Source organism: Sinorhizobium sp. CCBAU 05631, from assembly GCF_002288505.1.
Taxonomy (GTDB): Bacteria; Pseudomonadota; Alphaproteobacteria; order Rhizobiales; family Rhizobiaceae; genus Sinorhizobium; species Sinorhizobium fredii_C.
This window is the reverse complement of record NZ_CP023063.1, coordinates 2152682-2173215: the sequence shown is the minus strand read 5'-3', so window position 1 is coordinate 2173215 and position 20534 is coordinate 2152682. Positions and strand designations below refer to the sequence as shown.

18 protein-coding genes are annotated in these 20534 nt (G+C 63.0%); 8 read left to right on the top strand and 10 right to left on the bottom strand.

Annotated features, from left to right (window positions below):
- Positions 1 to 90: 90 nt before the first annotated feature.
- The gene (locus SS05631_RS10705) at positions 91 to 297 is read left to right on the top strand and encodes a hypothetical protein (RefSeq protein WP_037415364.1); all 207 of its coding nucleotides are present in this window, start codon (positions 91 to 93) and stop codon (positions 295 to 297) included.
- A gap of 63 nt (positions 298 to 360) precedes the next feature.
- Here SS05631_RS10705 and SS05631_RS10700 read toward each other — a convergent pair whose 3' ends face one another.
- Both SS05631_RS10700 and SS05631_RS10695 read right to left on the bottom strand, forming a co-directional pair.
- On the bottom strand, positions 361 to 2007 hold the full coding sequence (locus SS05631_RS10700) for a thiamine pyrophosphate-binding protein (protein WP_095677978.1): 1647 nt from the start codon (positions 2005 to 2007) through the stop codon (positions 361 to 363).
- Between the two features lie 58 nt (positions 2008 to 2065).
- Entirely contained in the window at positions 2066 to 3019 is a 954-nt protein-coding gene (locus SS05631_RS10695) for an alpha/beta hydrolase (protein WP_037415370.1), read from the bottom strand.
- Between the two features lie 232 nt (positions 3020 to 3251).
- Here SS05631_RS10695 and SS05631_RS10690 point away from each other — a divergent pair, with 232 nt between their 5' ends.
- From SS05631_RS10690 to metF, 4 genes are all read left to right on the top strand, one after another.
- Positions 3252 to 4025 carry a ribonuclease gene (locus SS05631_RS10690; protein WP_037415372.1) on the top strand — a complete coding sequence of 258 codons (774 nt, stop codon included), beginning with the start codon at positions 3252 to 3254 and terminating at the stop codon, positions 4023 to 4025.
- A 119-nt stretch (positions 4026 to 4144) separates the two neighbouring features.
- Positions 4145 to 5794, top strand: coding sequence for an energy-dependent translational throttle protein EttA (gene ettA / locus SS05631_RS10685; RefSeq protein WP_037415379.1), 1650 nt, complete (start codon positions 4145 to 4147; stop codon positions 5792 to 5794).
- 294 nt (positions 5795 to 6088) lie between these two features.
- Positions 6089 to 7108 (top strand): metalloregulator ArsR/SmtB family transcription factor, encoded by a 1020-nt coding sequence (locus SS05631_RS10680; protein WP_037415382.1) that lies wholly within the window; start codon positions 6089 to 6091, stop codon positions 7106 to 7108.
- 2 nt (positions 7109 to 7110) lie between these two features.
- On the top strand, positions 7111 to 8043 hold the full coding sequence (gene metF, locus SS05631_RS10675) for a methylenetetrahydrofolate reductase [NAD(P)H] (RefSeq protein ID WP_037415385.1): 933 nt from the start codon (positions 7111 to 7113) through the stop codon (positions 8041 to 8043).
- Positions 8044 to 8644: 601 nt separating this feature from the next.
- Here the strand turns inward: metF and SS05631_RS10670 are convergent.
- The 5 genes from SS05631_RS10670 to SS05631_RS10650 form a co-directional block, all read right to left on the bottom strand.
- Positions 8645 to 9583: a DMT family transporter gene (locus SS05631_RS10670; RefSeq protein ID WP_037415388.1), complete on the bottom strand. Its 939-nt coding sequence runs from the start codon at positions 9581 to 9583 to the stop codon at positions 8645 to 8647.
- A gap of 143 nt (positions 9584 to 9726) precedes the next feature.
- The gene (locus tag SS05631_RS10665) at positions 9727 to 10941 is read right to left on the bottom strand and encodes a lytic murein transglycosylase (RefSeq protein ID WP_037415406.1); all 1215 of its coding nucleotides are present in this window, start codon (positions 10939 to 10941) and stop codon (positions 9727 to 9729) included.
- A 146-nt stretch (positions 10942 to 11087) separates the two neighbouring features.
- Positions 11088 to 11867 (bottom strand): glycoside hydrolase family 25 protein, encoded by a 780-nt coding sequence (locus SS05631_RS10660; protein ID WP_037415391.1) that lies wholly within the window; start codon positions 11865 to 11867, stop codon positions 11088 to 11090.
- Between the two features lie 153 nt (positions 11868 to 12020).
- Positions 12021 to 12698: a class I SAM-dependent methyltransferase gene (locus SS05631_RS10655; RefSeq protein ID WP_037415398.1), complete on the bottom strand. Its 678-nt coding sequence runs from the start codon at positions 12696 to 12698 to the stop codon at positions 12021 to 12023.
- On the bottom strand, positions 12695 to 13945 hold the full coding sequence (locus SS05631_RS10650; protein ID WP_095677977.1) for a DUF3419 family protein: 1251 nt from the start codon (positions 13943 to 13945) through the stop codon (positions 12695 to 12697). The genes SS05631_RS10655 and SS05631_RS10650 overlap by 4 nt, the downstream gene beginning before the upstream one ends.
- A gap of 209 nt (positions 13946 to 14154) precedes the next feature.
- On the opposite strand from SS05631_RS10650, the gene SS05631_RS10645 reads away from it, so the two are divergent.
- Positions 14155 to 15519 carry a serine hydrolase gene (locus SS05631_RS10645; RefSeq protein ID WP_037415416.1) on the top strand — a complete coding sequence of 455 codons (1365 nt, stop codon included), beginning with the start codon at positions 14155 to 14157 and terminating at the stop codon, positions 15517 to 15519.
- A gap of 51 nt (positions 15520 to 15570) precedes the next feature.
- On the opposite strand, the gene SS05631_RS10640 is transcribed toward SS05631_RS10645, so the two are convergent.
- The 3 genes from SS05631_RS10640 to SS05631_RS10630 all read right to left on the bottom strand — a co-directional run bounded on the left by SS05631_RS10640 (position 15571) and on the right by SS05631_RS10630 (position 18657).
- Positions 15571 to 16590, bottom strand: coding sequence for a lytic transglycosylase domain-containing protein (locus SS05631_RS10640; RefSeq protein ID WP_037415419.1), 1020 nt, complete (start codon positions 16588 to 16590; stop codon positions 15571 to 15573).
- 115 nt (positions 16591 to 16705) lie between these two features.
- Positions 16706 to 17341: a LysE family translocator gene (locus tag SS05631_RS10635; RefSeq protein WP_037415422.1), complete on the bottom strand. Its 636-nt coding sequence runs from the start codon at positions 17339 to 17341 to the stop codon at positions 16706 to 16708.
- Between the two features lie 101 nt (positions 17342 to 17442).
- Complete coding sequence (locus SS05631_RS10630) at positions 17443 to 18657, bottom strand: pyrophosphate--fructose-6-phosphate 1-phosphotransferase (RefSeq protein ID WP_037415425.1); 1215 nt, start codon at positions 18655 to 18657, stop codon at positions 17443 to 17445.
- 318 nt (positions 18658 to 18975) lie between these two features.
- On the opposite strand from SS05631_RS10630, the gene SS05631_RS10625 reads away from it, so the two are divergent.
- Both SS05631_RS10625 and SS05631_RS10620 read left to right on the top strand, forming a co-directional pair.
- Positions 18976 to 19683, top strand: a complete 708-nt coding sequence (locus SS05631_RS10625; protein ID WP_037415427.1) for a DnaJ family molecular chaperone — start codon at positions 18976 to 18978, stop codon at positions 19681 to 19683.
- Complete coding sequence (locus tag SS05631_RS10620) at positions 19680 to 20444, top strand: N-acetylmuramoyl-L-alanine amidase (protein WP_037415431.1); 765 nt, start codon at positions 19680 to 19682, stop codon at positions 20442 to 20444. The genes SS05631_RS10625 and SS05631_RS10620 overlap by 4 nt, the downstream gene beginning before the upstream one ends.
- Positions 20445 to 20534 lie beyond the last annotated feature (90 nt).

Sequence of the window (20534 nt, the reverse complement as noted above, 5' to 3'; positions counted from 1 at the left end):
CCGTTCCTGCTGGCCGCGAAATTGTTAGACATCGCCGTCTCGTCGGGCGCGCGAGGGTCTCGGCGGACAGCTTTAAAGAGGCGACCGGCCATGGATCCGTTCAATAGTTTCAGAGACTATCCGATTCTTCCCGGCCACGTGGCGATCCTCGAAGGCGTTTGGCACCGCGCGCTGGAAGAGCGAAACCTGTCGATCGGCAGCGAGGCGGCCGACCAACTCGCCAGGAAGATTGCCAAGCTTTATCAGGCCGGCGTGAAAGAGCCGGACCAGCTCTGGGAGATGATTCGGACGGTTTGAAAGCGCAAGGACTTGCCGACGCCCGCTCCCGGCCGGGCTCTCATTCAGGCGCCGTCTTTTCCCTCAGCCCTTGCGTATTTCGCTCAGCGTCCGTGCCGGCGTGATCGCCTCCGGGTCGAGCTTGATCTCGATGATCGCCGGCTTGCGGCTGGCACGCGCTCTGAGAAATGCATCGGCAAACTCTTCCGTCCGCTCGACCGTCTCGCCATGGCCGCCATAGGCGCGGGCAAGCGCCGCAAAATTCGGATTTGTCAAATCCGTGGCGCTGACGCGGCCGGGATATTCCCGCTCCTGATGCATGCGGATGGTGCCGTAGATGCCGTTGTTGATGACCAGCACGATAATCGGCAGGGCGTAACGAACCGCCGTGGCGAATTCCTGCCCATGCATCAGGAAACAGCCGTCGCCGGCAAAGCAGATGACCTCACGGTTTGGGTGAAGGCGTTTCGCCGCGACCGCCGCCGGCAGGCCGTAGCCCATCGAGCCTGAGGCGGGCGCGGCTTGCGTGCCGTAGCGGCGGAAGCGGTGGAAGCGGTGCAGCCAGGTGGCGTAGTTGCCGGCGCCGTTGGTGAAGATTGCGTCCGGCGCCGTGTTCGCCTCGATCCAGTTCATGATCGGTCCCATCCGCACGTCGCCCGGCCCGGTCTCCGGCGGCGTTGACCATCTGAGATAAGTCTCGTGCATGGCGGCCGTGCGCGGCGCCCAGCCAGGCGTTCCGGTGGGCTCAATCCCCGCTAGCGCGGCTACAAAGTCGCGCGGGCTCGCGGCGATCGCCAGATCCGGCCTATAGACGCGGCCGAGTTCCGACGGATCCGGATGGACATGCACCAGTCTCTGCTTCGGATAGGGGACATCGAGGAGGGTATAAGAGGAGGAGGGTATTTCCGAGAAGCGACCGCCCAGAAGCAGGACGAGATCCGCTTCCTTGATTTCCTTTGCCAACGCCGGGTTGACGCCGATGCCGACGTCGCCGGCATAGCTGGGATGCAGGTGATCGAGGAGCATTTGGCGCCGGAAGGAGCAGCCGACCGGCAGATGCCAGCGTTCGGCGAATTGCTCAAAATCGGCAACGCTTTCCGCGGACCAGCGGGTGCCGCCGAGAATGGCAATTGGGCGCTTCGCTTCCGTGAGGAGATCGGCGAGCCGAGCGATCTGGCTCGGTCCCGGATGGCTTTCGACCGGCTGGTAAGGGCGGGCGGCCGGAGCGTCCGTTCGCTCCGTCAGCATGTCTTCCGGCAGTGTCAGAACCACCGGTCCGGGACGGCCGGAGGTCGCGACGGCAAAGGCGCGGGTGACGAATTCAGCAATCCGCGCCGGATCGTCGATCTCGCCCACCCATTTGGCGACCTCGGTGAGGGCGCGGCGGTATTCGATCTCCTGGAAGGCCTCGCGTTCGCGGGCGTCACGCTGCACCTGGCCGATGAAGAGGATCATCGGGATCGAATCCTGGCGGGCGACGTGAAGCCCGGCGGAGGCATTGGTGGCGCCGGGGCCGCGCGTGACCATGCAGATGCCGGGCTCGCCGGTCAGCCGCCCCCACGCATCCGCCATCATTGCCGCACCGCCTTCCTGGCGGCAGACGACGACGTCGATGTCGGTGTCGTGGAGCGCATCCAAAACGGCCAGGTAGCTTTCGCCCGGCACGCAGGAGATGCGCTCGACGCCGTTTGCGATGAGCGCCTCGACCACCAGTTGCCCGCCCGTCTTCATGTCAGCACCTCCCAATGCTATCGTCCGTTTCGATCAGATCGCCGGCTTGCGGGATCTGTCATGTTGTTTCGTCTATGCGGTTCCTCACCCCGACGGCTTTCAGGCACCAGCGGGCGAAATCTTCCGTCGCGGTTTCGCGGCCGATTTCGTTGAGCGTCTCGTGGCGCATTCCCTCATATATCGTGATCGTCACGTCGGCCATGCCGCGCGCCTTCATGCGTCGGCCGAGCCAGTCGACGACGTCGCCGTTCAAGGTTGAGGGGTCGGCGCTGCCGCCGACCAGCTGGACCGGCAGCGTCGCCGGCAAGCGGGCGAGCCGGTCGGACCGCGCACCGGCAAAGGCAAGTTCGAAGACGTCGATCCAGAGTGAGACGCTGGTCTCGAAGCCGCAGAGCGGATCGGCGATATACTTTGCAACTTCGTCCTCGTCGCGCGACAGCCAGTCGAATTCGGTCTTCCGAGCGGCAATGGCTTTGCTCCAGGCGCCGAAGGTGAGTTGCGAAAGCAGCGGGCTCGGGACGTCCGAGCCCTTCAGCATTCGTTCGATCGCGAGGATCAGTTGGCCGCCGCGGCCGGCGGGACCGGGGCGAAAATTGGAGTTCCAGACGGCGAGCGCGTCATAAAGTTCCGGATCGGTCTCGGCAGCGTTCAGGGCGATCAGCCCACCCATCGAGTGGCCGAACAGCACGACCGGCAGCCCGGGATGGTTGGCGGCGGCCATCTGCCGCACGGCGCGCAGATCGGCAATCACCTTTTCGGAGCCACCGCGCTTAGAGAAGAGACCGAGCTGCGCATCGGCCGCGCGGCTCTCGCCGTGGCCACGATGATCGTGTGCGTAGACATGGAAGCCATGCTGGGCCATGGCTTCGGCAAAGCGGGCGTAGCGGCCGGAATGTTCGGCAAGCCCATGGCTGACCAGCAATATGCCTCGCGGCGCATCGGAAGCCGTCCGATGGCGCCATGCGAGCGTCGCACCCGTCGGGCTTTGAAGTGTCCTTACCTGCCCGAACATGCCTCACTCCAATCAAATCCAATAGCCGCAGAGCAGCTATTGCGATGGAGGCTGATCCACCATCCGCCCAACACTCCACGCGATATCAAATCGATTTGGCGGTCAAAGGCAATCGCTGCTTGTTGCTTCTTGCGCATGAGATCAGAACCGATTCGAAGAGACATATTGGGGGTTGCAACTTTCCCGCTTTTGTTGTTAGTTTGTTCTCGTTTTGTATTTACTGGAGGCCGTTATGGCAGTGCGAGCTATCGTACAGGTGGTAAGAGTTGCAGCGCTTGCTCTTGGGTTGGGGATGTCGTCTCTGGCCGCCGCAGAGGAGTCGCCGGGTGAAGAGATGAAGACGGTACCGGATGGGGCAAGGACGGAATATGTGCTGGCGGTCAGTTGGCAGCCCGGTTTTTGCGAGACGCGGCCCACGCGCAAGGAATGCGTCGACCAGACCTCGGACCGGTTCGATGCGACGCATTTCTCGCTCCACGGCCTTTGGCCCTTGAAGAAGAGCTATTGCGGCGTGGAGACGGAACTGAAGGCGCAAGACCGCAAGGGGGAGTGGCTCGAGCTGCCGAAACTCGCCATGGCAGACGAGACCGCCGCGCGTCTCATCGTCGCCATGCCGGGGGTGAAATCCGGCCTCGACCGGCACCAATGGCTGCGAAGCGGCACCTGCCAGGCCGACAACGCCGACGACTATTTCACGCTCCAGCTTCGTCTTCTCGACGAGCTGAACGCATCGGCGGTGCGTGCCCTGTTTGCCGACAGGATCGGTTCGGAGATTGGCGAAAAGCAGATCAAGGCGGCCTTCGAACAGAGTTTCGGAGCAGGGGCCGGTGATCGGGTGCGCATGCGCTGCCAGACCGTCGAGGGCCGCAGCGTAATCACCGGTCTCACCATTGGGCTTTCCGGCGATCTCTCGGGCCAAGCGGGTCTCGCGGGCCTCATAAAGGCGGCCGGGCCGACCGAGTTCAAATGCGCCAAGGGGATCGCCGACGCCGCCGGGCGGGGCTGAACTGGAAGGCTTATCGCAGCAAGGGAACGGCGCGGGCAGGGCCCTTTGGCGATTGCCCCGCCACCATAATTCGCCTACATAGCGGGCAAATTTCCCCTTCCGATGCGGAGCATTCCTTTATGGCACGTCAGTTTATCTACCACATGGCCGGGCTCAACAAGGCCTATGGCAACAAGAAGGTCCTGGAGAATATCCATCTGTCGTTCTATCCGGACGCTAAGATCGGCATTCTCGGCCCCAACGGCGCCGGCAAGTCCACGGTTCTGCGGATCATGGCCGGGCTCGACCACGAATATACCGGCGAGGCCTGGGTCGCCGAAGGCGCGACCGTCGGCTACCTGCCGCAGGAGCCGCAGCTCGATGCGCAGAAGAACGTGCTCGAGAACGTCATGGAAGGCGTGGCCGCGAAGAAGGCGATCATCGACCGCTACAACGAGCTGATGATGAACTATTCCGACGAGACGGCGGAAGAGGGCGCCAAGCTTCAGGACATCATCGATAGCCAGAACCTCTGGGATCTCGACAGCCAAGTCGAAATGGCGATGGACGCGCTCCGCTGCCCGCCGGGCGACGCCGAGGTCACCAATCTGTCCGGCGGCGAGAAGCGCCGCGTGGCACTCTGCAAGCTGCTCTTGTCGCAGCCGGACCTGCTGCTTCTCGACGAACCGACCAACCATCTCGACGCCGAGACGATCGCCTGGCTCGAAAAGCACCTGCGCGAATATCCGGGCGCCGTGCTGATGATCACCCACGACCGCTACTTCCTCGACAACGTCACCGGCTGGATTCTCGAGCTCGATCGTGGCCGCGGCATTCCCTATGAAGGCAACTATTCCGCCTATCTGCAGGCAAAGGCCAAGCGTATGGCCCAGGAAGGGCGTGAAGAGGCGACCCGCCAGAAGGCCATCAGCCGCGAGCAGGAGTGGATCGCCTCGAGCCCGAAGGCCCGCCAGGCGAAGTCGAAGGCGCGTATCCGCGCCTATGACGAGTTGGTAAAGGCGGCGGCCGACAGGCGTCCGGGCGACGCCCAGATCATCATTCCGGTCGGCGAGCGGCTCGGCCAGGTGGTCATCGAAGCGGAGAACATCTCCAAGGGCTATGACGACCAGTTGCTGATCGAGGGCCTGAGCTTCAAGCTGCCGCCGGGCGGCATCGTCGGCGTCATCGGCCCGAACGGCGCCGGTAAGACGACGCTGTTCCGGATGATCACCGGCCAGGAGCAGCCCGAAGAGGGCGCGATCCGCATCGGCGACAGCGTGCAGCTCGGCTATGTCGACCAGAGCCGCGACGCGCTCGACGGCAACAAGACGGTGTGGGAGGAAATCTCCGGCGGCAACGACGTCATCAGGCTCGGCAAGCACGAGGTCAATTCGCGGGCCTATTGCTCGTCCTTCAATTTCAAGGGCGGTGACCAGCAGCAGAAGGTCGGCACGCTTTCCGGCGGCCAGCGCAACCGCGTGCACCTCGCCAAGATGCTCAAGGCCGGCGGCAACGTCATCCTGCTCGACGAGCCGACCAACGACCTCGACACCGAGACGCTTGCCGCACTCGAGGATGCGCTCGAAAACTTCGCCGGCTGCGCGGTGATCATCAGCCACGACCGCATGTTCCTCGATCGGCTGGCGACCCATATCCTCGCCTTCGAGGGCGACAGCCATGTCGAATGGTTCGAAGGCAACTTCGAGGATTACGAGAAGGACAAGATCCGCCGGCTCGGTCCCGACTCGGTCAACCCGAAGCGGGTGACGTACAAACGCCTGACGCGGTAATCAACCACTCGGGGGCGCCGCACACGCCGTCGGATGTCCCGGTGTGCTTCGGCGCATTTGCCGCGCGGATGTGGCAACTTGTGCGACGGGACGGGAGCCGCGCTTGAGCAGCCCCGCCGCTCATGTCCGCGGCTGCCGCGTCCAGAACTCGTAACATCGCTGCGCGGGCGGATCGTAAGGTCTGCCCGCTTTCATGTCCGGGAAGCGTCATCTCCTTGCCTTTCCGCGCAAATCCCGCTTGCGCGCCGTCTTCAAATCACATAAACATATCTTTATGTGTTGATGAGGATCGCGATGATGAACCGTGGAACGCTTGGCTTGGATGCCTTGGTCGACGTCCTGAAGGCGGCGGGCGAGCCGACGCGCATGCGTCTTCTGGCGCTGCTTGCGGCCGGGGATCTGACCGTGACCGATCTTACCGAAATTCTCGGCCAGTCGCAGCCTCGCATTTCCCGGCACCTGAAACTGCTTGCGGAAGTGGCGCTGATCGATCGCTACCAGGAGGGCGCCTGGGCCTATTTCCGTCTGCGGCAGGAGGGCGGGCGGGTCGCGCTTGTCCGCGAGCTTCTCGCGGCGTCGGCACCGGACGATGCGATCCTTGCCAGAGATTCCATTCGGCTTGCGACCCTGAAGAAGGCGCGCTCCGAGAAGGCCCAGGCCTATTTCAGCCGCAACGCTGCCGAGTGGGACGAACTGAGGCGCCTGCATGTCAGCGAAGGCGACGTCGAGGCAGCCTTGAAGACGATGGTCGGCGACGAACCGGTCGACAGCCTGCTCGATCTCGGAACCGGCACGGGCCGCATCCTGCAGCTCTTCGAGGGGCTCTACCGGCGCGGTATCGGCGTCGACGCCAGCCGTGACATGCTGGCGGTGGCACGTTCCAATCTCGACCGTGCCGGCATCACCAAGGCTTCGATCCGCCACGGCGACATCTTCAACCTGCCGCTCGACGGCCAGTCCTTCGATCTCGTGACGATCCATCAAGTGCTCCACTTCCTCGAAGATCCGGAAGCGGCGATCGCCGAGGCGGCACGCATGCTCGTGCCCGGAGGGCGGCTCGTGATCATCGATTTTGCCCCGCATGGCCTCGAATATCTGCGCAACGAGCACGCTCATGCCCGCCTTGGCTTTGCCCATCAGACGATGGCCGATTGGCTGCAGAAGGCCGGACTGACACTCGAGAAGACGACGGATCTTGCCCCGGAAGGCGGGGAAGAGGGAAAACTGACGGTGACGATCTGGCTGGCGCGCGACGAGCGGGCTGCCGCTGTGGCCGATATGCCGCGACAGCGCCTACAGGCAGGGGGAATTTGAGAATGAACGCACGGACGCTTTATCCCGCGGAGCGCGGCAATCTCAGACTTTCCTTCGAATACTTTCCGCCGAAGAACGAAGAGATGGAAATCCAGCTCTTCCAGACCATATCGGATCTCTCGGTCTTCGCGCCGGCATTTCAGACGGTGACCTACGGAGCCGGCGGCTCGACCAAGGCGCGTTCGTTGACCACGGTCAAGCGGATGATTGGGGAGATGGGGCTGAACAACACGGCGGCCCACCTGACCTGCGTCGGCGCGCCGAAAGCCGAAGTCGATGCGGTCATCGACGAGTTCGTCGCCTGTGGCGTCCGGCATTTCGTAGCGCTGAGGGGTGATCCGCAAGGCGGTATCGGCAGCGCCTACGAGCCCTTTCCGGGCGGATATGAAAGCTCGGCGTCGCTCGTCAAGGCGCTTCGTGCCCGCGGCGATTTCGAGATTTCCGTCTCCGCCTATCCGGAAAAGCACCCGGAGAGCGCTGATGTCGCGGCCGATATCGACATGCTGAAGCGCAAGGTCGACAGCGGCGCCACGCGCGCGATCACCCAGTTCTTCTTCGACAATGACGATTTCGAACGATATCTCGAGCGGGTGCGGCGCGCCGGCGTGCAGATCCCGGTCGTCCCGGGCATCCTGCCGATCAACAATCTGACGCAGGTCATCCGTTTCGCCGGACTTTGCGGCTCGAAGGTACCGGAGGCGATCATCTCGCGGCTTGCTCATCTCGACGACCAGCCGGAGGAGCGGTTCAAGGAGGCGAGCCATATCGCTGCCGAACAGATCGTCGATTTGGCGCGTCGGGGTCTACGCGACTTCCACCTTTATACGATGAACCGGTCGCCGCTCATCGCGGCCGTCTGTGAACTGGTCGGCTATCGGCGCCGACCGGTCAGGCCCGCCGCCGCACCCTCCTATCCGGCGGTCGCTACGGCTTAGCGCATCGGCCCGAAAATCGGAATGGATTTTCGGAAAGCACGATGCGTAGATTCAAAGTGTTACAGCGTCCTTCGCGCGTCTGAAAAGACGCGCGGCGCTGTAGGCCTGAATCCGACTCCAAGAGAAGCGAAAGCCCATGAACGGTTCGTCGTTCATGGGCTTTTCTGATGTCGCAGCTCTGGCCGGGTGCTCTCGGAGCGGCCTTCGTTACCTCTTCTGCTGAAAATTGGAGTTTCCGGAAATTTAAGTCCCTCGGTTTGGACTTTCAGCGGCCTTTCGTCAGACGAAGAGCATAACCGCCACGAATGCGAACGCTGCACTGATCATGAGGACATTCAACGAATGTGTAAGTCCCATAGGATCCTCCCTGCGTTGACGGGTAAAACATAGGGCCAAAAAGCGGCGCATAAAAGCGAAACTTGTGCTGCAGCGCGAAAACCGTGTATCCCAGCTCCGATATTCACAGCCCTAAGTGCCTGAATTGTTTTATGAATCAAATGCCACATTATTTTCACAATTGCTGCCGGAAGGTTAATGTGAACGCTTGTAACGGTCTGTGAAGCGTCTCAAAGCCGTACCCGGCAGCTGTTTTTGATTCCCCTCAGGTCGACGAGCGCGGCCGCAACATGCGTCCATCGAGGACGGCGAGGCCCGCCGCGATCAGCGCCATCCCGGCGAGGTCGGTGACCTGCAGCGTCTCGCCAAGGAAGAGATAGCCGAGAAGAATCGCGCTTGGCGGCACGAGAAGCGTGACCAGCGACGTGTTGGTAGCGCCGGCCTCTGCCATGATGCGGAAGAACAGAATATAGGCATAGGCGGTCGAGACGAGCGCCAGGCCGAGGATCGCCAGCACGGCGGAGAGCGGCGGCATCGGGAGGATCCATGGGGTGTCCACGAAGGCGGCGACCGGCAGCATGACGATGGTCGAGGCCGTCAGCTGTCCGGCGGCCGTCACCGGCGGCGCCAGATTGCGAAAGCGCTTGCCGTAGGTGGCGGACAGGCCATAGCTCACGGCCGCGAGAACCGGCAGGACGAGGGCCCAGAGCGGTACGTCCCCCGCGTCCCCGAAAAGGCCTGCTAACGCGCTCGGGCCGATGAGCACCACGGTGCCGGCGAGCCCGAGCAGACAGCCGCTGATCTTGGCCGCGGTCAAGCGCTCGTCTTCCGTTGCGACATTGGCAATGAGCACCGTCCAGACGGGCGTCGTCGCGTTCAGAATGGCGGCCAGCCCGGCACCGATATGGGTCTGGCCGAGAAAGATGAAAGCATGCGGAATGGCGTTGTTGACGAGGCCCATGACCAGAAATTCCCGCCAGCGTTCAACGAGCGCCGGGTAGAGGCCATGATTGCCGCGCAAGTAGATGTGCAGGGCGATCGCGGCAAGGCTGAGGCGCAGCAGCACGAGCGTGAAGGGCGGGACATGGGCAACCGCCACGCGGGCGAAAAAGAAAGACCCGCCCCAGATCAGGCCGAGCAGCATCAGCAGCAGCCAAAGCCGCAGGGTCATGTGGGTGGTGGCGGTTCTGCCGGATGATAGCATTTGGGCCCTGCTGCGATCGAAGCCGGATTGGATTCGCCGGGCGTATCCAATCCAGCAATTTGCGATTGCGCAAGCGATAATGCGAGGAAGCGGGCGTTGCCACCCGCTTCCTGCGAAATTGCTCAGGGGTTTCGATTTTGGCGTCAGAGCGCCTGGAGCAGATCCGGCGTCGCCCAACCGTCGGCCGGCAGGCCGAGTTTCAGCTGCTCCTTCTGCAGGGCCGTGCGTGTGCCCGAGCCGAGAATACCGTCGATCTTGCCGACGTCGTGGCCGAGCGCCTGCAGCTTCGTCTGCAGTGCCTTCATCTCCGCATCGCCGAGGCCCGGTTCCGGATTGCCGGCCTGGTAGGGCGGGGCGCCGGCGAGGCGGGTGGCGAAATAGGCGGCCGACGTCGTATAGATGAACGACTGGTTCCATTCGAGATAGATCTTGAAGTTCGGGTAGGTCAGGAAGGCTACGCCCTTTCGCCCCTGGGGCAGCACCAGCGAGGCCCCAAGCGACCCATGCGAGGTATTGCCGTCGCGCGGAGTGACGCCAAGAGCGAACCAGTCGCCCGCCGTCATGCCCGCCTGCAGGCCCGTCTTTTCCCAGGGCAGTTCATCCGGCACGCTGACTTCCTGGATCCAAGGCTGTCCCGCGGTGAAGCCGAGGCTCTGGATAAACTTCGCCGCGGTCAGAATTGAATCCGGCGCGCTCTTCTTCAGATTTACGTGCCCATCGCCGTCGCCATCGATGCCATAGGCGATGATGTCCTCCGGCAGCATCTGCACCTGACCGATCTCGCCGGCCCAGGCGCCCGTGGTCACCGCCGGGTCGAGATCGCCGTGCTGGACCATTTCGATGGCGGCAAGGAGCTGCGGCCGGAACATTTCCGGCCGGCGGCAGTCATGCGCCAGCGTCACCAGCGCATTGCGTGTGTTGAAATCGCCCTGAACGGCGCCGAAATCGGTTTCCATCGCCCAGAACGCCGTGATCACCGGCGCCGGCACGCCGAACTCGCTCTCCGCGCGGGCGAAGACGTCGGCATATTCCTTCATCTTCTGGGCGCCGATGTCGAGCCGCGCCTTGCTGACGGTGCGCTTGGAAAACTCGGTGAAGGTCTGCTTGAACACGCCCTGGGCGCGGTCGCGACTCAATACCTTCTGGTCGATGGCCGCCCCGGCGAGCGCCCGGTCCGCGACATCGGCGGGGATGCCCTTGCCGATCGCCTCGGCCTTGACGCCCTCCAGAAAGGCAGCGAGATCGCCGCCGCAGGCAACGGGGGTCTGCGGTTGGGGCTGCGTCTGAGCCAGCGCCGAGGTGCTGGAGAGGGCGAGCAGGCCAAGGGTGAGGAACGCGTTGCGAGCCTTGCCAATCATCATAATTCCTTTCGAGGGCCCGCGTGGCCTGGCGCGGCCGTCGGGCTTGCGAAATTGCGCAGATCAATATGCCGGTGCTTTCTCAGAGCATTATGACCGAATGAAGAAATCGGTCCGCCAGGCGTCGGTGCGGGCGGCATTCTCGCCTATTGCGAAACCGCCGCCACCCATTTCTTCCAATTCTTGGCGGAGCCCGCGAAGGCGTTGATGTCGGTATGGCCTTCGATGCCCGGAATGACTCCGGTGCTGGTGTATTGCCAGAAGGCCCAGCGTCGGTCGACGTAAATGTCCTTGGGGTGCTTGGCGACGGAACGCACCCAGAAGTGATAGTCGTTGAAGGCGCCGACGAGATTGTCGCGGTGGAAATCGACGGAGGTGTAGATGATCGGCCGCTTGCCGTAATGCGCTTCCAAGCGGTCCATGAACCGCTTCATCTCGGAGCGCACGGTGTCCGGCGACGGGCGGTAGCGGCAGGTCTTCGATTCGCCGTTCCACTCGACATCGAGAACCGGCGGCAGATGGACCGCGCTCCTCGGTACATTGGCGATGAACCAGTCGGCCTGCGCGTCCGCGCTCGAGCAGAAATAGTAGAAATGGTAGGGGGCATAGGCGAGCCCGGCGGCGCGCGCGCGCGGCCAATATTCGTGGAAGCGCGAATCGACGCGGTCCTTGCCCTCGGTTGCCTTGATGAAGGCGAAGGAAACGCCGGAGTTCTTGACCCTCATCCAGTCGATGTCGCCGTTCCATTTGGAAACGTCGATGCCGTGGACGCTGTGATGGTGCGGTGTGCGATCGCCGAAATCCTGCGGATCGGTGTCCTGGAAGCGCGGCGGTATGGAGGCCGTGCGCACGAGGTCGTAGTCGGTGGACGTGCAGGCGGAGAGAATGGTGGCGATGGGCAGCAAAGCCAGGAGGAGCCGGCGCATGAGGGTTCCGTTTGCAGACGAACGACGATCCTGCCTCACGCGATGGTTTCCATGATGGTGATGTCCCCAGGGAGGCTTGACCTCCTTTTCACCATAACATCGTAAAATTTGAGTTAGCTCAAGCGGCAATTGCATTGCTGTCGCGCTGGCCGATCACGGAGCCTGCACGTCCGCCGGACGGCGGTAGACAGCGATCCATGCATAGCCTCTGCCGATCGTCCTGAGCTCCGGTGCGGCGCCGTCCCGCTCGGCCCTGGCGCGCATGACGTCGAACAGCGATTCGCGTGGCGTGACGTGAAAGCGCTTCAGCCAGCCCTGGAGGAGGCGGCGGAAGCCGCCCGGCCATCCCTCCTGCTGGCCGAAATCGGCGACATGCAGCGAGCCGCCCGGATGGAGGGCGCCGATCGCCGCGTCGACCGCCTTCTGCCAGTCGGGAATCATCGACAGCGCATAGGAGATGACGATTCGGTCAAAGCCCGCCTCACCGAAAGAGGCGGCAGTGAAGTTCGTCGCGTCGGCTATGCGCAGGTTTGCATCCGGCCGTCCGTGGCGCCGAAGCTTCGCCTTGGCGGTTGCGAGCATCTCGGCGGAGATGTCGAGACCGAAAAGGCGTGCCGTTGGATAGAGATCGCCGATCATCGCCAGGTTACGCCCGGTGCCGCAGCCGATCTCGAGCACCGAACCGCCCGGCGGCGCGTCCAGTTCGCGGATCAGCGTGTCGCGGGCGAAGAGGTAATATTTCCTGGTAAAATCATAGATGTAGCGCTGGTAGCGGTACATCCGGTCCATGAGCCGGGCATGGCTGTTGCCAACGGACGGCGGGCCGCTCATGCTCTCTTCCGGTAGATGTGGAAGCCACCATAGATGGCCGAACGGTCCTCGGCACCGAGCTTCGACGAAGTCTCCGCATCGTAGTGCCACTGGTCGAGCAGGGCTTCGGAGAGACGTCCCGGCAGGATGCTCGCTTCTGCAGCGGTGCGGAAGATCACCACGGCGCCCGGCGCGGCGGTGCGGGTGATTTCGCTCCAGAGGTCGTTCAGCTGCCGGTCGGCCATCCAGTCCTGCGCATCGAGGAGCACATAGCGATCGACGGAAGAGGCCGGCTTGCGGCCGAGCAAATCGGTGAAGCTCTCGTGATGGACCGTGACCCGGTCCGTGTGGTTGCGGATAGTTTCGTAATTGGATGTCTGCAGATGGGGCGGCAACTCGCCCTCGTGCGGGAGCGGATAGCGCCGGCCGAAAGCCTGCCAGGCGAAGTAGTTCTCGCGCAGCGGAAAGTGGCACGTCAGCTTTTCGAGACGATGGCGCAGCACTTGGGCCAGCGATTTCTCCTGGCTGAGGCTGGCGAGTTCGTCGAACTGCTGCGGCGGGATGCCGAGGCCGAAAAGCGAACTCTTGCGGCCGGTGATCCAGCGGATGATCGGCCGGTCGAAGAGCGGTGCGAGCTTGTCGTCGAAGAATTGCCGCTGCTCGCGCATGGAGCGTGCCTCGACGAAATCCGCGGGATTGACGCCGTGGAGCCGCGCCAGAAGGTGGCTGGCGGCGATGAAGCGGCCGAGAAGGCCGGTGCGATAGATATTGCGGCCGAAGACGCCGATGCGGCGGCGACCCGCCATGTCGCGGCCGTTCCAGTAGGTGCGAGTGGCTTGATCGAGCTTGGGCGCTATGAAGAGATCGAAGGCCTGGATGTTCGAACGCGTGCCGGCACTGCCCAGGAACCGTACGACATCCTTGTGACTCGGCAGGTGACGGAGGGCGGCAAGCTTCAGCCGGTTCAAGGCGATATGGTGGGGATTGAGGTCGACCACGTCGATGTGCGCCGGGCCGGCGGACAGATAGGTCAGCATGTTGCAGCCGCCGGAGCCGATAGTCACGATATGGTGGCCGAGCTCGATCTGCATTGCTTCCATGTCGACAATCGGATCTTCCCAGATCTGGGGGTAGACCAGGCCGGAGAAGAGCAGCCCGAACACGCGCTCCGACAGTCCGGCGAGGGAAAGGGCCCGGTGCTGGAGAAGCGCGCTCTTCAGCTTGGCGTTCTTTCCGCCAAAGCCGGCATCGTGGGCGAGTTGTGTCATTTGCCTGCCATCCAGTTGAAACTAAGGCGCTTCTAGAGCGACTCGACTACACTTTGATGACGGGATTCCCACAGGCCGGCGGCACTTCGCCGAGACCTCTAAGAGCGAAAGGCGGCCGGAACGGGCGTTCTTCAACAGAGTTCCCGATCATGGTAAATCCACTTTTCCTTTCCCTGAAAACCTGATCTCCTGTGGCCCAGGAGGCGGCTATGAAGGGTTTATTGCGGAAATCCGGTGCCTTGTTAATTGCGATCGCCGCGGCGGCCGCCGGCTGGTTGGCCCTCTTTCCACCGGAACTGCTCAAGGTCGGGGACGGCTATGCCGCCAAGATCGTCTGTTCCAACGTCTTCCTGGCGGGACGAGACCCGCAGGCGGTGCTCGCCGAAGACGTGCAGGCGCCCGGTCATCCGTTGCTCAAGTTCGTCAGCGTGTCGGTCGACCGCGATCAGCATGCGGTGACGGCAAGGATCTTCGGCTTCGCGGCCCCGGCACGGGCTGTCTATCGCCCGGGACTTGGCTGCACGGTAACCGCGGAGGGGACCATGCAGGCGCTGGCCGCGCCGGCGCTCGATAGCGCCACTGGGGCTGCCGCGGCTGCAAAGAGCCCGGACCTTGCCTGGCCCGTCGGCAACAAGGCGGAGATCCACCCGGCATTCCAGAAACTGGCAGAAGATCCCGAATTGGCCGGTTCAGGCATGCGGGCCGTCCTTGTCGTCAAGGATGGGCATCTCGTCGGCCAAGCGTATGGCCAGGGTTTCGACCGCGAGACGCGTCTGCTTGGCTGGTCGATGACGAAATCGGTCACCGCGGCCCTGGTCGGCATGCGTATCGCCGAAGGGCGCATGGACCTGGAGAAGGCCAACCTTCTGCCGGAATGGAGCGGGGATGAACGAGCGCGGATCAAGCTTGCCGATCTCCTGGCGATGCAGAGCGGGCTTGCCTTCAACGAGGATTACGGCGACGTCACCGATGTCACGCGGATGCTCTTTCTCGAAAGCGACATGGCCGGGTTCGCCGCTTCGAAGCCGCTCGAAGCGGCACCGGGTGCCCGGTTCAACTATTCGACCGGAACGACGAACGTCCTGTCGCGCCTGTGGATGCAGACTTTCGACAGCCCCGCTCAGGCGCTCGCCTATCCCCGCCGGGTGCTGTTCGAGCCGCTTGGGATGACCAGCGCCGTCATGGAGACGGATGCGCAGGGCACTTTCGTCGGCTCCTCATACATGTACGCCACGGCGCAGGATTGGGCGCGGTTTGCCCAATTTCTGCTGGATGATGGCCGTTGGCAGGGCAGAGCCCTGCTGCCCGAGGGATTTGTGAAGTTCATGCGAATCCCGACTGCCGCATCCGGTGGCGACTACGGCGCCGGCCAGATCTGGCTTATCGAGAACGGCACGCGCGCCGGAACGGGTAATTTCCCGCCCGACACGTTCTGGATGCTCGGGCATGACGGGCAATCGATCATGCTCGTTCCGTCGCTCCGACTCGCCGTCGTTCGGCTTGGTCTCACCCCCGGAGGCGGCGGTTATGATGTACGGAAGCTGCAAACCGCGGTGATTGCTGCGCTCGATTGAGCGCGGCGCCGATCAGCAATGTCATAGGCTGGGAGGGACGGAAGCGGCCCGTTACTGCATGTCCAGCATGTCGAGCATGCCCTTGCGCTTGGCGTGGTAATAATAGCCGCTGGCATAGAGCTTCACCGCGCCGTCGTGCTGGTTGTCGGCGACCATCCAGGCACCACGCAGATACTTGGTCGCATATTTGAGGTTGGTTTCCGCGTCGAAGAGGCCCTCGGGCGGGCCTTCATAGCCGAGGCCCCGCGCGGTATTGTACCGGATCTGCATCAGGCCGTAATTGCCCCTGCTGTAGGCGTGCGGATTGTAGTTGCTCTCGCGCTTGACGACCCGATGCACGAGTTCCAGGGGAAGGCCGTTGAGCTCGGCGTAATGCTTGATCAGCCGGTCGAGTTCCGGCTTGGAACTGGTCGGGGCTTTCGTCAGCTTCAACGAATCGGGGATGACGCTCGCAACCGCGCCGACCGCCGAGCCGATGACGCCGGTCTTGGGCCGCTCCGTCGGAACGATCATGCGCTTGGCCACCAGGGTTTCAAGGCCGACTGGCTCCCCGGTGTCGAAATCCGACTCCCATGAGGCGGCAATCGTGAGAGAGGACGTCGCGGGCGCCTCGGCGCTTTTTTCAACGGCCGGCGTAGCCGCGGCAGCCGGGAGAGTGGCCGATGCGGGCGTTGCCATCGCCGCGTCGAAGGCCTGGCCCGGCTTGGCGGTGGGCACCGCAACCGCCTGGGGAGCCGCGAAGGCGAGCGTCGCATCCGTCGCCGGCGTCATGCTGGGCTGAGCGGTGGAGGCGGCAGCGATCGCGCCTTGCGGAGCTGGTGCCACGTCCGCCGGTGCCGAGGCCGTCTGCGTGTTCAGCGCGGCGGAGGTGCTCGACGCCACGCCGATTGGCGCCGGCAGAGCGTAAGCCGTCATTTCCGTTCCGGGCTTCGCTATGGGGGTAACCGTTTGCACGGCCGTCAGTTCTTCGAGAGAGGTGTGCTCGACCGTGGAGCAACCCGAAGCAATTGCCGATGTTAGCGCGATGGCGGTAAATGCCTGTTTCGGAAGGGAAATACGGATCTTCGCCATGCGGTCACTTTCGTGCTTCTGGGCCCCGTAGCCCCTGCAAATCAGCAGCTGCCAACCGCTGCGCTTGAATCTTCCTTAACCTATGCCGCCGGTTGCGGCAAGCGCGGGGCGAATGTCACGCCGTTGCACGCTTCAGGCTGAGCGAAAGTAGCCCGGCGCCGATGAGCAAAGAGCCGCCGGTGCGGTTCACGACCCGCCGGACGCTGGGCTTGCGAATCGCGCCTCCCGCGGCGGAGGCAAGAAACCCATAGAGCATCGCGTTGGCGGCGGCGAGGGCGAGGAATGTCGCTTCGAAGATCGCCATCTGCGCAAGAAGTGGCCGCGAGAGGTCAAGGAACTGCGGCAGGAAGGCGACAAAGAAGATGATGCTTTTCGGGTTGAGCGCGGTCACGGCATAGGCGTGGAGGAATACCCGCAGCGGCCGTTGCGTTGCGGGCGCTTCACCGTCATTCCCGCCGCTGACACCCAGAGGGGTCTTCCAGAGCTTGATTCCGAGCCAGACGAGATAGGCGGCGCCGATCCATTTGAGGATCGTGAAAATCGTCGCCGAGGCGGCGAGCAACGCGCCCAGTCCAAGCATGGAGGCGGTCATCGCCGTGAAATCGCCAAGCGCCACCCCTGCGACGGTTGCGCCCGCTGCCTTGCGCCCGCGACTGATCGCATAGGAGATCACGAGCAGGATAGTCGGGCCGGGAATGGCGAGCAACACGGCCGAGGCGGCGACGAAGGCAAACCAGTGTTCGAAAGACATGAAAGAGCTCCGCGTTTGAACGGCGTCCAGCCGAGAAATCGGAGGGAGCCATTCAAACGCGGAGCCGTCAACTGCTATTGAGCGTGCGAAAGAAGCTCAGATCAGTCCGCTGCCTGCCACTTCTGGCCGATCGCATCCATGGCGTCGCCGAACCACTTGGCGGACGTATCGAAATGCTTGCCGCCCTTGATGCGGGGGAACTCGATGGTGCGCAGCCTGCCGCCCTGGTCCTCATCGTGGCCGGTGACGCCGGAGACCTTGTTGAGTGCGCTCTCCACCGCAAGGTCGACCATGCTCTGGATCAGTCGCAGGTCGTCGCCGTTCGCCGGTGCGGAGCGGGCGTAATAGCCGGACTTCTGGACCATCGAGCGCTCGGCGCCGAGCAGGGCGGCGAACTGTTTCGAGAACCAGTTGCCGACATTGATCGTGTCGATCTTCACATGGCCGAAGGCATCGCGCTTGATCGTTTCGCCGGCGGCTTCGCGCTCGGCGACGATTGCGTCGAGGCAGGCACCTTCGCTGACGAACAGGGTAACATAGCCGTTCCGGTCCATGGTCTGGCGCAGGCGTTCGGCTTCGGCTTCGAGGTCGAACTTCACCTCGGGCAAATAGAGGCCGTCGATGTTCTTCAGTTGCTCGTTCATCATGAAGCCGTCGACATAGTCCTTGCCGGCGGCCAGCTGAATGTAAGCGCGCGCTGTCGCTGCCGTCAGCCAGCCGCAGTGGCGGCCCATTACCTCGTGGACCACGAGCGTGCGCGGCGCAGCGCTCTGCTCGTTGCTGACATTGTCGAAGAAGCGTGCGCCGTATTCGGCGGCCGTCCAGGCGCCGAGGGTCTGGCGGATCGGCACCACATCGTTGTCGACGGTCTTCGGCAGGCCGACGACGGTCAGGTCATAGCCGTTGGCGCCGAGATAGGCGGCCAGGTCGGCAGCGGTCGTGTTGGTGTCGTCGCCGCCGATCGTGTGCAGGATGCTGATGCCATCGGCAGCCAATCTTTCGGCCGCGACGCGAAGCGGGTTTTCGCCTTCCTTCACTAGGCCGCGCTTGACGCAATCGGCCGTATTGGTGAGCTTCACGCGGCTGTTGCCGATCGGCGATCCGCCGTGGCGGTGAAGAATATGCGCCCGCTCGCGCATTTCCTTAGTGATCTCGATGCGGTCGGCGAGAAGCAGGCCCTGATAGCCCGAACGGTAGGCCACGAGTTCGTAGTCGGGGGCGATATCCGTATAGCGTTCGATGAGCCCGCCGACAGCGGATGATAGACAGGGTGCGAGCCCGCCCGCCGTCAGCATTGCGACTTTCTTCTTGGCCATGTTTCCTCCTCGGATTCGGCATCAGGCGATCGTTCGAAAGATCGACCGCCTTGTCACTATTGCGCAGGTCAAAGACCGGGAAGGTGGTCTAACGCAATTCCGATGGAAATAAAATGACAGGACTGTGGATGTCTGAAAAGGGCGGCATCAGCGCGGCAAAACGCAGGATCAGTGCAATTCACTTGAGATTCACGGCGAGCTGATTTATTGAGGGGCCATCACAATTCCGTCATCGGTGACGTTTGGCACAGTCGGCCGCTTGCAATATGCCACCACATCGGGCCATGCTCGGTCGTGGATAGGGGAAAAATCGCGCTTATGTCATTCTGGGACAGCCTGCTGAAGATCGTAACGGCCACCGGCAATGCGCTCGCCGGTGTGGTCGAGGCGGTCCGTACACTTTTCGAAGGGGATCCGGAGACACGCCGCAAAGTGGCTTTCTCGGTGGCGATGATCGCCTTGTCTGCGAAGATGGCGAAGGCTGACGGCATCGTCAACGAAGCCGAAGTCGCGGCTTTTCGGGATATCTTCAAGTTTCCTGCGGATCAGGCGAAGAACGTCGCTCGGCTCTACAACCTCGCACGCCAGGATGTGGCGGGCTATGAGGCCTATGCGGAGAAGATGGCGTCGCTCTGCTCGTCCTGCGAGCGCAACTGCCCAATTCTCGAGGACATCGTCGACGGGCTCTTCCATATCGCGAAGTCGGACGGCGCTGTGCACGACAAGGAACTCGCCTATCTGATGCGGGTTGCGGAAATCTTCAACATGGACGAGGCGCAGTTCGAACGCATCATGGCGCGCCATGTCCATGGCGACGACCGCGATCCCTATCAGGTTCTCGGTGTTTCGCCGAAGGACGATTTCTCCGACATCCGCCGGCGCTATCGGGTGCTCGTCTCCGAGAATCACCCGGACATGCTGGTGGCGCGCGGCGTGCCGGAGGAATTTCATGCGATAGCCAATGACCGCATGGCCGCGTTGAACGCAGCCTACGAGGCGATCGAGAGAGAACGCCGCGCCGCATGACCGCCAGCACCTGCGACTTTCCGGGGGCCCGCTTCGTACCGTCACCTAATCATGGCGAACGGGCCGGCGGGCGCCGGCCGGACATGATCGTGCTGCACTATACCGGCATGGAAACGGCGCTCTCGGCGCTCGACTGGCTCTGTCGCGAGGAAAGTCAGGTTTCCAGCCACTATTTCGTTCACGAGGACGGCCGCATCGATCAGCTCGTGCCGGAGGAGCGCCGCGCCTGGCATGCCGGCAAGAGCTTCTGGAAAGGCGAGACGGACATCAATTCCTGCTCGATCGGCGTCGAGATCGCCAATGCAGGCCATCCGGCGGGACTGCCGGACTTCCCTGAAGCGCAGATCGACGCGGTCGCCGAATTATGTCGGGACTGTGGCGAACGCTGGCAAATCGCACCCGAAAGGGTGCTCGCACATAGCGACGTGGCCCCGATTCGCAAGGTCGATCCGGGAGAAAATTTTCCCTGGATTGGGCTATTTCGCCGCGGGGTTGGTCACTGGGTTGAACCGGCGCCTGTTGGGGGCGGGCGCTTTTTTCAGCGCGGCGACCGCGGACAGCCGGTCGAAGCCCTCCAGTCGATGCTGTCCCTCTACGGCTACAACATTGAAGTTACTGGAGATTTCTGCGAACGGACGGAAGGCGTGGTGGCCGCTTTCCAGCGGCATTTTCGCCAATCGCGGGTAGACGGCATCGCCGACATTTCCACCATTGATACGCTTCACCGGCTGCTCTCGGAACTACCGAATTTCGGTGCCTAGGCGGCGATTTTCGAGCGCGCTGATTTAGCGGCCTCGATGCTTTGCTGCGCGATTTTTTCGCGTTTGCCACATGTTTACCATGTTAGGCCC

Excerpts from the sequence above, each read along its gene's own strand:
- SS05631_RS10705 (WP_037415364.1), top strand. The coding sequence starts at position 91 with ATGGATCCGTTCAATAGTTTCAGAGACTATCCGATTCTTCCCGGCCAC.
- metF (WP_037415385.1), top strand. The coding sequence starts at position 7,111 with ATGAACGCACGGACGCTTTATCCCGCGGAGCGCGGCAATCTCAGACTT.
- SS05631_RS10630 (WP_037415425.1), bottom strand. The coding sequence starts at position 18,657 with ATGGCCAAGAAGAAAGTCGCAATGCTGACGGCGGGCGGGCTCGCACCC.
- SS05631_RS10670 (WP_037415388.1), bottom strand. The coding sequence starts at position 9,583 with ATGCTATCATCCGGCAGAACCGCCACCACCCACATGACCCTGCGGCTT.
- SS05631_RS10635 (WP_037415422.1), bottom strand. The coding sequence starts at position 17,341 with ATGTCTTTCGAACACTGGTTTGCCTTCGTCGCCGCCTCGGCCGTGTTG.
- SS05631_RS10620 (WP_037415431.1), top strand. The coding sequence starts at position 19,680 with ATGACCGCCAGCACCTGCGACTTTCCGGGGGCCCGCTTCGTACCGTCA.
- SS05631_RS10650 (WP_095677977.1), bottom strand. The coding sequence starts at position 13,945 with ATGACACAACTCGCCCACGATGCCGGCTTTGGCGGAAAGAACGCCAAG.
- SS05631_RS10640 (WP_037415419.1), bottom strand. The coding sequence starts at position 16,590 with ATGGCGAAGATCCGTATTTCCCTTCCGAAACAGGCATTTACCGCCATC.
- SS05631_RS10700 (WP_095677978.1), bottom strand. The coding sequence starts at position 2,007 with ATGAAGACGGGCGGGCAACTGGTGGTCGAGGCGCTCATCGCAAACGGC.
- ettA (WP_037415379.1), top strand. The coding sequence starts at position 4,145 with ATGGCACGTCAGTTTATCTACCACATGGCCGGGCTCAACAAGGCCTAT.
- SS05631_RS10660 (WP_037415391.1), bottom strand. The coding sequence starts at position 11,867 with ATGCGCCGGCTCCTCCTGGCTTTGCTGCCCATCGCCACCATTCTCTCC.
- SS05631_RS10625 (WP_037415427.1), top strand. The coding sequence starts at position 18,976 with ATGTCATTCTGGGACAGCCTGCTGAAGATCGTAACGGCCACCGGCAAT.
- SS05631_RS10680 (WP_037415382.1), top strand. The coding sequence starts at position 6,089 with ATGATGAACCGTGGAACGCTTGGCTTGGATGCCTTGGTCGACGTCCTG.
- SS05631_RS10695 (WP_037415370.1), bottom strand. The coding sequence starts at position 3,019 with ATGTTCGGGCAGGTAAGGACACTTCAAAGCCCGACGGGTGCGACGCTC.
- SS05631_RS10665 (WP_037415406.1), bottom strand. The coding sequence starts at position 10,941 with ATGATTGGCAAGGCTCGCAACGCGTTCCTCACCCTTGGCCTGCTCGCC.
- SS05631_RS10645 (WP_037415416.1), top strand. The coding sequence starts at position 14,155 with ATGAAGGGTTTATTGCGGAAATCCGGTGCCTTGTTAATTGCGATCGCC.
- SS05631_RS10655 (WP_037415398.1), bottom strand. The coding sequence starts at position 12,698 with ATGAGCGGCCCGCCGTCCGTTGGCAACAGCCATGCCCGGCTCATGGAC.
- SS05631_RS10690 (WP_037415372.1), top strand. The coding sequence starts at position 3,252 with ATGGCAGTGCGAGCTATCGTACAGGTGGTAAGAGTTGCAGCGCTTGCT.